Origin of the sequence: Anaerotignum neopropionicum (assembly GCF_001571775.1) — a bacterium.
Classification (GTDB): Bacteria; Bacillota; Clostridia; order Lachnospirales; family Anaerotignaceae; genus Chakrabartyella; species Chakrabartyella neopropionicum.
The window spans coordinates 12,720-26,903 of the sequence record NZ_LRVM01000013.1 but is presented as its reverse complement, the minus strand read 5'-3'; the positions used below and the strand labels follow the sequence as shown (position 1 = coordinate 26,903).

Genomic DNA, 14,184 nt, shown 5'->3' with positions numbered 1-14,184 from the left:
TCCCCTCCTCTCTTACTGCAATTTGCTCTCGATGAGTGTAACCAAGTCGCCTACTGCATTTACTTTGTTTTCGCCCAATTCGATTTCAGTGCCGAATTCTTCTTCTACGTTCATAAGCAATTCCATTACATCCAAAGAGTCAATGCCCAAAGCCTCAAACTTTGTGTCCATTTTAATTTCACTAACTTCACATTCCAATTTTTCTGCTAACATTGCTGCAACTTTTTCAAATACCATAATTATAATCTCCTTTTAATATACATAATTTTTTTGTTTTTATATGAAGCCCTTAGGCATTCATTACCATCTTAAAATACAAGTTGCACTAGCCAAACCGCCGCCAAAAGCAGGCAGCAAGAGCAAATCTCCCTTGTTTAACATCCCATTTCGGTTCATTTCATCCAGTGCAATGGGGATACTTGCAGAGGAGGTATTTCCAAATCGATCAATATTTACATAGAATTTTTCTTTTGGAATCTTTAGCTTCACACTGGCAAAATCTATAATTCGCTTATTGGCCTGATGAGGAACGATGTATTTAATGTCATCCCAAGTCAGCCCCTGTCTTTCCAAAAGGGCAGTGCAATCATTGCAAATTGCATTTACGGCAAATTTAAAGGTTTCCTGACCTGCCATATGAATAAACGGTTTTTTTTGCGTTCCTTTATAAAATGGGGATTTACCGATGGGCTGAGGAATATCCATCACATCAAAACCGCCTTTTACATCAAAAACGGCATCAAGATAAGAATCTCCTTCGCCAAGCACCACCGCTCCGGCGCCATCAGCAAAAATAACACAGGTTCCTCTATCTTCCCAATCAACAATACGGCTTAAACGCTCCGCACCAATAACCAAAACCTTTTTTGCCTTTCCTCTTGCAAAGAAGCCTGCGGCTGTTTCCAGCATAAAAACAAACGCTGAGCAAGCGGCACTAATGTCCAAAGCCACACAGGAAACGCCTAAAAGATTCTGGATCATACAGGAAACAGAAGGAGAAATTGACTCACCACTTACGCTTGCCGCCAAAATTAAATCAATTTCCTCTTTCTTTACACCGCTATTTTCCAAAGCCGCCAAGGCTGCTTTACATCCCATGTCCGCCGCTGTTTCATCCACGCTGATATGTCTTTGCTTTACCCCAACCCTTTGCATGATCCATTCATCGTTGGTATCCACAAGCTTTGAAATATCTTCATTGGTTACAATTTTGGGGGGCACATACATCCCCGTTCCAAGTACACTAAAAGTCATTTTTCAATCCTCCGAGCTGCATTCTTTTATGTTCTGCAAACTTAGTACCTAAAAATTTGAAAAAGGTTACAAGAAAAATAAAAATTATTTCGACCTTTCTTTCCACAAAAAGAAAAGATATGCTTCAAAGCCTATCTTTCCAAGTTTTTTACCATTTTATTAAAAAATTCTAATTTTATAAATTTTCAAACAAAAAAAGTAATATAAAGCGAACTATGCACGCCAAAGGGACAGCTTACATAGCCACACCTTACCTAAAAATTTTTATTTTCGCCGCATCCGCATAAGCAGCATGATAAGCGCACATAAAGAAGCACTTACATATGCCAATGCGGAAACCAGCATCCACAAACGGCGAACCCTCATATGCTTTGCCAATTCCCCATAATTTCCGGAGGAAGCAAAATTTAAATTAATCGGTACAGGAGCCGAAAGCCTATACTGTTTATAATAATCTCGACAGCTTTTACATCCTTTTAAATGATCTTCTACCGCCGCTTCACTGACTTCGCTTGCCAAGCCGTCATGATACAGTGCCACAAGATCCTTTACAATATCACATTTCAAACTCATGGGTTAACACCTCCATCAGCATTTTTTTCGCCCTAAAATAAATAACCTTTGCTGAATTTTCGCTGATTTTTAAAACCAAGGCAATTTGAGAAAACGACAGCTCTGCGTAAATTCGCAGCAATATTACATCCCTGTATTTTTTCGGAATACCATCAATAATTTCTCTCACGGCTTCTTCAACATCTTTTCTTCGCATATGCTCTTCCGGGTCAATACAACCTTCGCAATATGTATTTACAACCAATTCCAGGTTGGCCGAATCCAAATCTAATTTATTTTTCTTTAAATATTTAAAATACACATGCTTACCAATGGACGCAAGCCATGTAAACAGTTCGCACTCTCCGCGGAATCTGTGAAAGGATGTATAGGCTTGTAAAAATGTTTCCTGTGTCAAGTCCTCTGCCAAATCCCCATCGTCACAAAGCCGAAATAAAAAGCAATAGACCTTGTTATAATACTCTGCATAAAGGGCTTCGAAGGATTTCAATCCATCACCTTCTCTCAATTGAATCTAGTGTCATAATACCATAGGGTCTATAAAAAATCCACACTTTATGATGTAACAGATGATGAATCCCTGTATTATACAGCATATATATCTTTCCTAACATGATTTTTTTCAATTTTCATTCAACAATCTGCATCTGAAAATCACGCCCACAAGCAAACCTTTGCAGCAACCCTTCGGCTTCCTTAAGAAGCTCCAACAGCTCATTTCCGCCATCAAAAGCGTAATAAACCAAAAGAATTTCCTTTGTGTTTTCTGTAATCATCGCCCTTGTATTGTCGCTGGTAGGATTTCCAAAGGGCCCCAGCTCATCAAATAAGGCAGGCAAAAATTCAATATTCAGCACATCCTTGCCAATCCCTTCATATGCAGTACCTTCGGGGGCACGCGCCCATAAAATGTCTCCCTGTACCTGCTCCAAATCATAGGTGCCCATGGAATAGCCGGTTTTGATAGAAAGATAATTATTGATATCTACAACGTTATTGATATAATACAGCCCTCTCTCCTTGGAAATTCTGCGGCACATCGCCTCAGCAGAGGTGCGATAGCGGTTCGGATCTTTTCCCAAGGCTTTATAGGCTTTTCTTGTTGCCTGGATTTTTTCCCGCTTATTTGCTTGGGAAAGCTCAACCTCTGCCAACGCGGCAATTTTTTCGTTTAATAAATCCAAAAAGGCGGCTTCGTCCTCTTTTATGACTATTTTACATTGCAGTACGCCCAAAACCGCCTCGGCACAGCACTCTTTAATGTTAGAATCTATCGTTATTTTTCTCATAAGTGATCTCCTTTATCCAACTTTTTTATACTATCAGCTTACGACAAAAAAACATCTTGTCAAGGGAAAGCTATTTGTTTTCCCTAATTTTATTGTCCCATCCACTCCCTTTTCGCCTAAACTTATGCTATGATAAAAGAAAAAAGGAGTGAACCCTCCCATGACCCTCATGCAGTTGGAATATATCATGGAAATTTATCATTGCGGTTCTATGAATAAAGCAGCACAAAATCTGTTTGTTTCCCAATCTGCAATTTCCACGGCCATAAAAGAATTGGAAGAAGAATTGGGTATTACCATATTTATTCGCAGTAACCGGGGAATTTCCTTAACTGAAGAAGGGCAGGAGTTCATCTCGAAAATTCATCCTCTGCTACAGCAGGCAAAGGATGTGGAACTATTTTATTCCGCAAAAAACGGCTATAATAACTCTCATCTTTATATTTCAACCCAACGCTACCCTTTTTGTGCCAAAGCATTTGTAGAATTCTTAAAAACACAAAGTGATCCCATCTTTCATTACGGCTTTAAGGAGTGCCCTATGGGTAAGGTAATTGAAGAGGTGCATACGGGCAAAAGTGACTTGGGTATCATTTTTCTCTCCGATATTACAGAGTTGTTTTTAAGCAGGCTGTTTCACACAAAAAACCTGATTTTTCATGAAATGAAGCGTTTGCGTCCTCATGTTTTTATGAACCTGGATCATCCACTGGCACAAAAAAAGGAAATTTCTTTCGACGAGCTAAAAAAATATCCCTTCGTTATTTTTTCCAAAAAAGAGGAAAGCTCTTTTAATTTTTCTGAGGAAGCAGTTTTAAACCATAGCATCGAATACAATCAAATCATTTACGTTAACGATAGAGCAACCGCATATAATATCCTTGCACACACCACGGCAATTTCCACCGGCAGCGGTGTTTTGCCTGATGGCTACTGTGACCCTCGTATTTTGGCCATTCCCATTGCTCCCCCTGTTTGTGATATGTGTATCGGGTGGATTTCAAGGAAGGGTGACAGCCTTTCCGATAAAGCAAAGGAATTTGTACAAATTTTGGAGGAGCAGATTAAAAAATACTGATTTGTTATAAAAAAAGAAGAAGGCCGTGGTAAAATATGACGACCTTCTTTCAGTGAACAAGCAGAAATTAAATTTTCTCTAATCCCATTTTTAAATCTTCAATAATATCTTCCACATTTTCCAAACCAATAGAGATACGAATTAAACCGGCAGAAATACCTGCTGCCTTCAACTCATCTTCCGCATAAGTGGAATGTGTCATGGATGCAGGATGCTCAATTAAGGTTTCTGCATCGCCTAAGGAAACGGCAATGGTTGCCAAGGTGAGGCTGTTTACAAATTTCATGCCTGCTTCCTTTCCGCCCTTAACCTCAAAGGAAATCATGGCACCAAAATCATGCATTTGTTTTTTGGCAATTTCATGGCCGGGATGGCTTTCCAAACCAGGATAGTAAACCTTTTCCACCTTATCATGACCTGCCAAGAACTCTGCCACCGCCTTGGCGCTTGCACAATGTCTTTGCATACGGATTTCCAAGGTTTTCAAGCCTCTTAAAATTAAGAAGGACTCAAAGGGGCCAATTACCGCACCGGTCATATCCTTAAGGCCAAAAAATCTAACTTCTTTCATGAAATCCCCTTTGCCTACCACAAATCCTGCAATGACATCACCATGGCCATTCAGGTACTTTGTTGCCGAATGCACAACCACATCAGCGCCTAATTCCAGAGGCCTTTGGAGATAAGGAGAAGCAAAGGTATTGTCGCAAACAACCTTAATTTTAGGATTATACGCATGAGCAATTTTTGAAATTTCGGAAATATCCGCAATCTTAAGGTTTGGATTGGCTGGAGTTTCCAGATAAATGCAAACGGTATTCTCTTTTAAGTTTGCCTTAACCGCTTCTAAATCGGAGGTATTGATAAACGTAACCTCCACGCCATAGCGGGTCATCCCGTGCTGCAATAATGCAAAGGTGCAACCATATAGAGTTTCATCCGCCAAAATATGCTTTCCTGCCCCGGCAATACTCCATAAGCAAGAGGAAATTGCGCCTATTCCGCTGGATGTAGCAACGCAAGCCTCGCCGTTTTCCAACGCCGCAACCTTGTTTTCTAAAACTGAGGTGGTGGGGTTTCCCAAACGAGTATAAATATAGCCCTCTTCTTCCCCTGCAAAGCGATGTCCGCCTTGCTCACAATTTTCAAAAAAGAATGTGGATGTTTGATATATGGGCATTGTTAATGAACCGTATTGTTTATCTCTAATATTTCCTGCATGAATTGCTTTTGTACCAAAACCGCCGCTTGTATGTGACATGTAAAACACTCCTTTTTCATAAAATTATTCCATTTTCCATTTATTGGCACCTTTATTGTAACACAGAAAAAAACCATTGGTTATTAGCGCTTTTTTATACTCAGTTATCTGAAAAACCGATAACCGGATGTAATCATCCAAAACCCTTGAAATTTGGCGTAAAAAAGGGTATCATACTCCTTGATGAAAAGAAAAAGGAGAGAAAAAAATGGACCAGAAAACATTGATTGTATCTTGTGTTGAATATTACGGATTTTTGAAAAATGTTCCCGCAAACAAGGTGTTTCTCTCATTCCGCCAGGCTTCTATTTTGCCCATACTTTTGGAAAGCAATACCCATTTCCCCGAAATGGATTTGGATTTTTATGCCGGTATGATTGATGGAATGATCGCCATAGAAAGCGATGCTGAGGATAACGATTATATGCATTATAAAGAACGAATTTCATTGGTTACAGAGGTAGTTTCCATGCTAGCCAAAAAACATGATTTAGATGACGTGGCAGCTTGTACCATGTACTATGCGTCTCATGCGGCGGAAATGGTATCGGAGGATAGCTCCGGCTATTATCAAAAAATGGCAGAGGATATTTTCGCCATGATTGAGGCAGAATAAAAAGATAAAAACACCCCATTTAAAACAGTACTTACTTTACTGTTTTAAATGGGGTGTTTTACTATGAAGCGCTTTACAAAATTGCGATTGCTCTAATGGGAGCACCGTCAGAATTTTCAAATTTCAGAGGAAGTGCAACAAGCAAAAACTCTTTTTCTCCAATCAAATCAAGATTACAAAGGTTCTCCATTATCACCATGCTTCCACTTTCCAAAACGATGTGATGCAATTTTAATTCTAAATCAGAAATCGGGTCCAGCCCGATATTATCCAAACCAATTCCCTTTTTTTGCTTTTCCACAAGATACCGGGCAACCTCCTCGGAAATCACAGGGTATTCTCCAAAATATTCCGCCTTGCCCCAATATTTATCCCAGCCTGTTTGAAACAGAATAAATTCCGCCCCCTCCACACGCTCTTTGTTGCGCTGGATAAAAGAGAAATCGATGATTCCGCCCGCAGAAACATCTGTGACATCAATGATGCAGGCCTTCCCCACAAACCCCGAAACCTCTTTTTTCTCCAACGATATACCCTCGGGGTAAATATGCTTAGGTGCATCCATATGGGTTCCCGTATGGGAATAAAAGCGCAAAAGGGTTTCTTGAAAGCCGCTCTCCTCATAGGTGTTGACAACGGATACGCTTGGTGCTTCCGTTCCAGGATAAACAGGGGTAGTATTTGAAATTGTTCGTGTTAAATCAATCACTCTCATATCGTTATCATCCTAAACTTCAGCAAATGGTATTATACCATATCCGCCCATGTAAAAAACAACAGCCATTTCAAAGACATAAGATGATACTGCATAATTCTGTATGTCCAGTTAGGCGCACAAAGCATACGCTGGGATTTGCAGGGCATCATTCTAATCTATACTTATGATTTCATATGATTTTTGCGTCTTTGAAGCCAAGAAGTCCAGAAACTCCCTTTCACTACTTGATATCAAATCTTTCTTTTGTAAAACAACAACGATATCATTCCACAAAAAAACAAAAAAATCTGTTGTAACAAATACACATCCTATCTCCTCATACTTAATCCCATCTTCTTGGGAAAAGCAAATCATATTATCTTCAAATCTAATTTTTTCGAAATTCAAGCTCCGATGACCTTCAAATAGTTTTTTTGCAGATTTATTAAAGAAAGTAAAGCGTACTTTTTTAGACGTTTTTCCATATCGAATATACCCAACGCCCAAAACAATTACCAAGGCACCACCAATCAGTGGACCAAAAAGTTCTTTTGGATCCATCAATCCAGGAATAAAAAGATATATGCCCATTATTAATAATAGGAAACCATATATTCTATATCTGCGTCGTTGTCGTTTAAGCGCTTTCTGCGGCATTCTAGCAGCTTTCTTTTTGTCAATATATCTCCATATTTTAGGAAACCTTTCCCTCGAATACAACTCGTTCCTTTTCTCTAGCACCACGCTTATTTGTGACTGAAATAAACTTGAATTGTATTCCGTCAAAGAAAAAATAAAATTCATATCCTTCCTCCAAATACAAATAGTCTTTTCCTTATTTTAGCATAAATAAAACAAAAAGTCATGTATGAGAGCATTTCCTCATACATGACTTTTTACTCATCGATGCGACAGGATTCGAACCTGCGACCTCGGCGTCCCGAACGCCGCGCTCTACCAAACTGAGCCACGCATCGAGATATGCAACAACTTTATTTTGCACTTTTTTCAACGCTTTGTCAAGATAGATATCATATTATACCAACGCAAATAAAGCAACTTACTCAAAAATAAGGCAGAGGTTTCCCCCTGCCCTAACGCTATACGTCAATAGCGAAAACGTTGTTTCTGCCTGTTTTCGTACAATCCTCCGTTATTGTAAAAGGATCCTGTTTTATCTCAACAACAACACAAATTGCCCCTTGATTCTTGATACTCCTTGGGGTAGAAAATTACTTATTCTGCCTTTTCTGCCGCCTCAAGGATTTCTTTGTTAATACAAATTGCCAACTCATCCAGCTGCTTTTCATCCACAACAGTGGGTGCGTCGGTCATAGGGCATGAGGCATCCTTCACCTTAGGGAAGGCAATCACATCACGGATACTGCTTGCACCGCACATAAGCATGATGATTCTGTCCAAACCAAAGGCAAGGCCACCATGAGGAGGCGCACCATATTTAAACGCATCTAGGAAGTAACCAAAACGTTCCTGTGCTTCCTCCATTGTAAAGCCCAAAAGGCCAAACATCTTCTGCTGAACATCTCTACGGTGAATTCTAATGGAGCCGCCGCCCAATTCATAGCCATTTAATACAATATCATACGCCTTGGCACGAACCTTGCCGGGGTCTGTTTCCAACAAAGACAAATCCTCATCCATGGGTGCTGTAAACGGATGATGTACCGCTACGAATCTGTTTTCTTCTTCATCCCACTCCAGCATAGGGAATTCGGTAACCCAAAGGAAGCTGAAATTATCCGCCTTAGTCAATTCCAGCATCTTAGAGAGCTCCAAACGCAGTGCGCCCAAGGAATCGAATACAACCTTATCCTCATCTGCACAAATCAAAATCAAATCTCCAGGCTTGCCATCCATTTTTGCAACAATTTCCTGTAGCTTTTCTTCGGTAAAAAACTTTGCAATCTGGGTTTTCAGACTGCCATCTTCGTTAATGGAAATCCAAGCCAAGCCCTTGGCGCGGTAGGTTTTTACAAACTCAACCAAACTGTCGATTTTCTTTCTGGGGAAAGCACCACAGCCCTTTGCATTAATGGCACGCACACTGCCGCCTGCTTCCAGGGCAGTTTTAAATACTACAAAATCCGTACCCGAAACCACCTCTGAAATATTTACTAGCTCCATGCCAAAACGAATATCAGGCTTATCGGAGCCAAAGCGCTCCATAGCCTCTTTATAAGTCATTCTCTTTAAAGGTAATGGAATCTCTACATTTAAAATGTCTTTAAATACTTTCTGCATCATTCTTTCGTTGATATCCAAAATATCCTCAACATCAACAAAGGAAAGCTCCATATCCACCTGGGTAAACTCCGGCTGACGGTCAGCTCTTAAATCCTCGTCACGGAAGCATTTCGCAATCTGATAGTAACGATCCATCCCAGAAATCATCAGCAACTGCTTGTACTGCTGAGGAGATTGGGGCAGTCCATAAAAACTACCGGGATGCACACGACTGGGTACCAAATAATCTCTTGCACCCTCGGGTGTACTAATACCCAAAATAGGTGTTTCGATTTCCAAAAAGCTTTCCTGATCCAAGAAATTTCTCATTACCTGAACAACCCTGTGTCTTAAAACCAAATTTTCCAGCTGCCTCGGACGGCGCAAATCCAAATAACGATATTTAAATCTTAAATCATCCTTTACAGTCACATTATCCTCAATCTGGAACGGCGTTGTTTCAGACTCAGAAAGAATACGAATTTCAGTGGCAATGATTTCAATGGTTCCTGTTTTCATATTCGGGTTGATATTTCCCTCTGTTCTCGGGGCAACTTGTCCACGAACAGCCAAAACAAATTCGCTTCTGACACTTTCTGCTTTTTCAAACAGCTCTTTTTCCGCCACATTTCCGTCAATGGCAATCTGAACCAATCCTGTTTTATCTCTCAACGCAATAAAGATCAGCTGTCCGAGGTCACGACGACGCTGAACCCAGCCCATAACGGTAACTTCCTTATCAATCATCGTTTCATTTACATCACAACACATACAGCTTCTTTTTAAGCCTGTTAATGCTTCGCCCATTTTCATTTTCTCCTTCGAATACAAAATTTTCTTTTTATATCATACCATTTTTCAAAAAAAAGTAAAGTTTTCCTTTCAAGTTTCTCCTCTTTTTGCCTTGCCATCCTTGTAGGAAAAAGTTTTTTTAGAGCTTGCTCCACAGTTTCCTTTTTTAGGAAGGTATGCTATAATACAAATATTATTTTGTAACTTTTATCCGACTGACAGACAGGAGTGATATACATGAATAAGCATTTAATTGTTACTATTAGCCGTCAATACGGCAGCGGTGGGCGTTTTGTGGGAGAATTATTGGCAAAACGTTTAGGTATCCCATTTTATGATAACGAGTTAATTACTCTTGCTGCTGAAAAAACAGGTTTTTCTGAGGATTACTTTCTCAATGCGGAAGACGCGTCTGCGAAAAATTTGCTTCTTTCTCTAACGACCTTAACCCCCAACGTTGATTCCTACGGATTGCCCCTTCATGAAAAAATTTTTCTTGTGCAATCCCAAGTTATTAAAGAGGTTGCCGAAAAAGGTAGCTGTGTCATTGTGGGGCGTTCTGCCGACTATGTCCTTTCCGATATGGAAAATTGTGTTCATGTCTTTTTGCAAGCTGACCTAAAGGACCGTGTAAAACGAGCAATTGCCCAATATAGTTTACCGGAAAAGAATGCAGAGTCTGCTGTAATCAAAACTGACAAAAGGCGCGCCAACTACTACAACTATTTTACGGGACTAAAATGGGGAAATCCGGAAAACTACGATTTGATTTTAAACACCTCAAAGATGGATTTGGAAAAAATAGTTGATGTGATTGAAAAATATGTTTCTCTTGTATAAACCCTTTGAAAAAAACTCAGTTCAATCAATCTTTTTTCAACTTAACAGAGGACAAATAGATGAATTCGTGGGACCAAAAGGTCTTAAAACGTAGACAAAGCCAAACCCTTGAGGGCAAAGCCCTCAAGGGTTTGGCTCATCACTTTTGCTGCGCAAAAGCCGGCTTCGCTGTCTGCCCTTTCTTGGCAGTGAGGGGTCATCACTTTTGCTGCGCAAAAGCCAGCTTCGCTGTCTGCCCTTTCTTGGCAGTGAGGGGTCATCACTTTGCTGCGCAAAAGCCAGCTTCGCTGTCTGCCCTTTCTTGGCAGTGAGGGGTCATCACTTTGCTGCGCAAAGTTATTCTTTTGACAGAAGACATTCCTTTGCCATTCCAACCTTAATCGGCGTAAACCCGCATAGAATGCGGGTTTAATAAAAGTTTTTGGTCTTGCTTTTTTCAAAAAGTAAGTGGGTTTGGGCAACGGCCAAGGTTTGTCTTTGTTCTGGGGCATCTGAATTGGATGCCTTTTTTAGACTCTATAATGCCTTATATTCCCCTCGCCTTACATTGCCTTTTCCACCGTTGTGTTCGGGAAATATGTTTCTACAATTTCCTCTCCGCTAAGACCCTGACCAGCCAATTCCTTGGCACCGTATTGGCTTAACCCAACACCGTGCCCACAGCCGCCACCATAAAGGGCGACCCCTGTAAGTGTTCCCTCATTATTTTTCATTTCCTTTATGGCGAAGAAGGCACTTGGCAGCATTTTCTGCCCTATCAGCGTTCCGCCGCTGATTCTTTGCAGGTTGATCGTATCACCAATGGTCAGCTTCGTAGGAGAAAGCACTTTTCTAATCGCATTTTCGGTCAAGACCTGCACGCTTCCCTTTTCAAAACTCATTTCTAAAATTTTAATTACACCGCCCTCTCCTCGCTCAGCCACCTTTATTCCCGTTAATTTACCCAAACCCTTAGGTGCTTCCGCCTTCCAGCTGTCATCACCTTGCTTTACTTTAATCAAAGCTTGGTTGGAGGACGAAATATCCCCAAAGGTTTTTTCCGTAATTTCAGTTAGCTGCCCTGCGCTATAATATACCTTCCAACGATACCATGCAGACGCCTTGTCATAACCGTCAATTTGCCAATCCTGCCAAAACCCAAGCCATTCTTCTTCCGTTTTCGGCATTTCTTGCGTCACACCATAGGCCTGCCCTTGCAAATAGGACTTCCCACTACCGCTAAAAGTACCGTCTGCCGACCAAACATCAGTGTCCTTTGTTCCAAATCCACAAGAAGTGGAATAAAAATAGGTTTGGGCAACCCGATCTCCCGCTACAACACACATCCCCTTTGTAGCCATCACGGCGTTTTCCGCCTCAAGGGCTGTTTGTGCACCCATAAACACCTGACTGGCAACAGTATCCGTTACATGAGCGCCATATTTTCCATAAGCATTGGCATAAAACTGATTATACGCATAGCTTCTTGCACAAATTGCCTGGGCCTCCAATGCTGCCTGCCCAAAGCTTACAGGCATTTCATTTGGCACTACCCCTACCAGATATTCCTCCATATTCAATTCATTGATAATTGCTATTTTATCGTCTATCCGCTCCATCTCAATGAGGCCGGTATAAGTACGTGCCTCGCCACCATCAAAAGTAAGGGTAACCTTGCCGGAAACGGTAACAATTCCATAGTCAAACCACGCTAAATCGGCTGTAAGGGACGCTTCGCTCGATGTAAAATCTTTCTCTCCCACACCGTTGGACAAAGAAAAACCCTCAGCGCCCTTAATGGAAATGGATTCTTGCAGCCCGCCGCCTAAAAGAACACGGATTTTTTCCGGAACCACATCCTTTTTGATGATTGCCCCCATTAATTTACCATCCATAATATAATAATCCGCTAAATCGGTGCCGCAAATCAAGTCAAAATAATTTTTACTTAATAGATCTTGACCATAAACACGGAATCCCTCCGCCCATTGCATCTCTCCTTGGCTGCTTAAATAAATCCCCTTCTCATCTACCCGCTTTACAACCTCGCCGCTAAGCTTTGTGCCCTCTTTTACAGTTGCCTTGCCGTTATCAATGGTCACGTTGCAAAGTCCTGCTTCAAAATCTCCACCCTCAAAGGTATAGGCTTTTTGCCCCACTCCTGTTAGCATGATTTGATTGCCCTTCTTTTGGCAGTATATGTTTTCCACCGTGGGCGTGGTTTCCTCTACAGCTAGCAATCCAATCATTTCTCCATCTTTTTCCCAAAACGAAATTTTCTCATCGGTATAAATCGATAAATCATACCCATCGGCACCAAAAATCCCCCCATCAAAAATACTATCCTCTCCCCCTGTAAACAAAACTTGGGTTTGTTTTTTGATTCCATAGGAATACAGACTTTCCTCTCCTCGCCTTGCCATCAAGGCCTTTTCAAAAAGCTGTGTCCAAAGGCTGTATGCCACGGGCATATTTCTGTTGTCCTCTGTTAAAACCATTCGTTTTTCATAATCCGGCGCAACACGATCCATTAAAATTTGGGCCTCCCACAATAATAAATCATCCTCCGGCCGAAAACCCTCTCCATCCCCGGAAAAAAAATTCAACTCCACCACCGCATTTATATAAGGATAGGCCCAATTTTCTTTTGAAACATCAGGAAACGATGCATTCTGGGGCAAATTTTCAATTTCCTCCTGTGTATAAAAGGCTAATGCCAGCATTTTTGCCGCTTGGCTCCTGGTGATGGGAATATCATCCCCAATTGTCCCCTGAGGCGCTTGCGTTACCAGCTCCACCGGCGGCGCACTGGCGCACCCACCAAGAATAAAACCTAAAGCCACTATCCATATTAATAACCGTTTCACTGGCATCACACTCCCATTACTCCCATTAGACTTTGTACAAGTCTATGCTGATGAAACAAAAAAAGAACAAGCTGCTTTCGCAAACCAAATATTAAAAAATAGGCAAATATTTTATGAATCAGTTGTCAAAATCCTTACGCACAAAGCAAAAACTTTTTCTTCTTTTATGTAGGGTTTCCATTTCTGTAGGACTGAATACATTCCTATTTTACTTTAAATTTTAATTTACAAATTTCCCCCTTAATTTACTTTTTTCGCAACATATATTAAATTTTTTTCCTAACAATATAACTTAAATGACCTTTATTCTGGAAAATAATAAAATATTAATAATCCGAAATTAAATTTTTATTTTAATTATATAAATTTTTTATTCCAATTGTATTGAAATTTGTGCACAAATAATTTTGTATTAACTAAAAAACACACAGCACATTTACTTAAATTTTGCTTTGCCAAAAAAAAAATAAACCATTTGTATTGACAAAAATACAATTTAGCTTTAAACTTCCAAATAACAAATTTAAACGAAGGGGAGAACGAATCATGTATAATTTTAACCAAGCAGTTAACTACATTATTATTAGCCTTATTAACCTCGTCCTTGTCATTCTCGGTGAGGTTCTTTGTGCTGGTAAAAAGTGGTTAGCTGATGACAAAGTCAAATTGGTTGAGATTGCATAACAAGTAATCC

Annotated in this window: 15 protein-coding genes and 1 tRNA gene; 4 read left to right on the top strand and 12 right to left on the bottom strand. The window is 40.4% G+C overall.

What is annotated here, in order from left to right; all coding sequences use genetic code 11:
- Positions 1 to 12 precede the first annotated feature (12 nt).
- The 5 genes from CLNEO_RS13875 to CLNEO_RS13855 form a co-directional block, all read right to left on the bottom strand.
- The gene (locus tag CLNEO_RS13875; protein ID WP_083532047.1) at positions 13 to 237 is read right to left on the bottom strand and encodes an acyl carrier protein; all 225 of its coding nucleotides are present in this window, start codon (positions 235 to 237) and stop codon (positions 13 to 15) included.
- Between the two features lie 63 nt (positions 238 to 300).
- The gene (locus CLNEO_RS13870) at positions 301 to 1,254 is read right to left on the bottom strand and encodes a beta-ketoacyl-ACP synthase III (protein WP_066090407.1); all 954 of its coding nucleotides are present in this window, start codon (positions 1,252 to 1,254) and stop codon (positions 301 to 303) included.
- A gap of 264 nt (positions 1,255 to 1,518) precedes the next feature.
- Positions 1,519 to 1,827: a zf-HC2 domain-containing protein gene (locus tag CLNEO_RS13865; RefSeq protein ID WP_066090404.1), complete on the bottom strand. Its 309-nt coding sequence runs from the start codon at positions 1,825 to 1,827 to the stop codon at positions 1,519 to 1,521.
- Complete coding sequence (locus CLNEO_RS13860) at positions 1,811 to 2,317, bottom strand: RNA polymerase sigma factor (protein WP_066090401.1); 507 nt, start codon at positions 2,315 to 2,317, stop codon at positions 1,811 to 1,813. The genes CLNEO_RS13865 and CLNEO_RS13860 overlap by 17 nt, the downstream gene beginning before the upstream one ends.
- A 139-nt stretch (positions 2,318 to 2,456) precedes the next feature.
- Positions 2,457 to 3,116 carry a B3/B4 domain-containing protein gene (locus tag CLNEO_RS13855; protein ID WP_066090398.1) on the bottom strand — a complete coding sequence of 220 codons (660 nt, stop codon included), beginning with the start codon at positions 3,114 to 3,116 and terminating at the stop codon, positions 2,457 to 2,459.
- Positions 3,117 to 3,276: 160 nt separating this feature from the next.
- Between CLNEO_RS13855 and CLNEO_RS13850 the strand changes: the two genes are divergently transcribed.
- Positions 3,277 to 4,194: a LysR family transcriptional regulator gene (locus tag CLNEO_RS13850; protein WP_066090395.1), complete on the top strand. Its 918-nt coding sequence runs from the start codon at positions 3,277 to 3,279 to the stop codon at positions 4,192 to 4,194.
- A 67-nt stretch (positions 4,195 to 4,261) separates the two neighbouring features.
- Here CLNEO_RS13850 and megL read toward each other — a convergent pair whose 3' ends face one another.
- A complete protein-coding gene (megL, locus tag CLNEO_RS13845) occupies positions 4,262 to 5,455 on the bottom strand; it encodes a methionine gamma-lyase (protein ID WP_066090392.1) in 1,194 nt (397 codons plus the stop codon).
- Positions 5,456 to 5,663: 208 nt separating this feature from the next.
- Between megL and CLNEO_RS13840 the strand changes: the two genes are divergently transcribed.
- On the top strand, positions 5,664 to 6,071 hold the full coding sequence (locus tag CLNEO_RS13840; protein ID WP_066090389.1) for a hypothetical protein: 408 nt from the start codon (positions 5,664 to 5,666) through the stop codon (positions 6,069 to 6,071).
- Between the two features lie 73 nt (positions 6,072 to 6,144).
- Here the strand turns inward: CLNEO_RS13840 and CLNEO_RS13835 are convergent, their stop codons facing one another.
- From CLNEO_RS13835 to aspS, 4 genes are all read right to left on the bottom strand, one after another.
- On the bottom strand, positions 6,145 to 6,786 hold the full coding sequence (locus tag CLNEO_RS13835) for a cyclase family protein (protein ID WP_066090387.1): 642 nt from the start codon (positions 6,784 to 6,786) through the stop codon (positions 6,145 to 6,147).
- Between the two features lie 153 nt (positions 6,787 to 6,939).
- Positions 6,940 to 7,572, bottom strand: coding sequence for a hypothetical protein (locus CLNEO_RS13830; RefSeq protein ID WP_066090384.1), 633 nt, complete (start codon positions 7,570 to 7,572; stop codon positions 6,940 to 6,942).
- A gap of 99 nt (positions 7,573 to 7,671) precedes the next feature.
- Positions 7,672 to 7,745, bottom strand: a tRNA-Pro gene (locus CLNEO_RS13825).
- Between the two features lie 259 nt (positions 7,746 to 8,004).
- On the bottom strand, positions 8,005 to 9,819 hold the full coding sequence (gene aspS / locus CLNEO_RS13820) for an aspartate--tRNA ligase (RefSeq protein ID WP_066090380.1): 1,815 nt from the start codon (positions 9,817 to 9,819) through the stop codon (positions 8,005 to 8,007).
- A gap of 222 nt (positions 9,820 to 10,041) precedes the next feature.
- On the opposite strand from aspS, the gene CLNEO_RS13815 reads away from it, so the two are divergent.
- Positions 10,042 to 10,644 (top strand): cytidylate kinase-like family protein, encoded by a 603-nt coding sequence (locus tag CLNEO_RS13815; RefSeq protein WP_066090378.1) that lies wholly within the window; start codon positions 10,042 to 10,044, stop codon positions 10,642 to 10,644.
- Between the two features lie 83 nt (positions 10,645 to 10,727).
- Here the strand turns inward: CLNEO_RS13815 and CLNEO_RS13810 are convergent, their stop codons facing one another.
- Together CLNEO_RS13810 and CLNEO_RS13805 are read right to left on the bottom strand one after the other, a co-directional pair.
- Positions 10,728 to 11,018 (bottom strand): hypothetical protein, encoded by a 291-nt coding sequence (locus CLNEO_RS13810; RefSeq protein WP_157723598.1) that lies wholly within the window; start codon positions 11,016 to 11,018, stop codon positions 10,728 to 10,730.
- A 168-nt stretch (positions 11,019 to 11,186) separates the two neighbouring features.
- Complete coding sequence (locus CLNEO_RS13805; protein WP_162266483.1) at positions 11,187 to 13,490, bottom strand: SpoIID/LytB domain-containing protein; 2,304 nt, start codon at positions 13,488 to 13,490, stop codon at positions 11,187 to 11,189.
- 546 nt (positions 13,491 to 14,036) lie between these two features.
- Here CLNEO_RS13805 and CLNEO_RS15980 point away from each other — a divergent pair.
- Entirely contained in the window at positions 14,037 to 14,174 is a 138-nt protein-coding gene (locus CLNEO_RS15980) for a hypothetical protein (protein ID WP_157723597.1), read from the top strand.
- Positions 14,175 to 14,184: the final 10 nt, after the last annotated feature.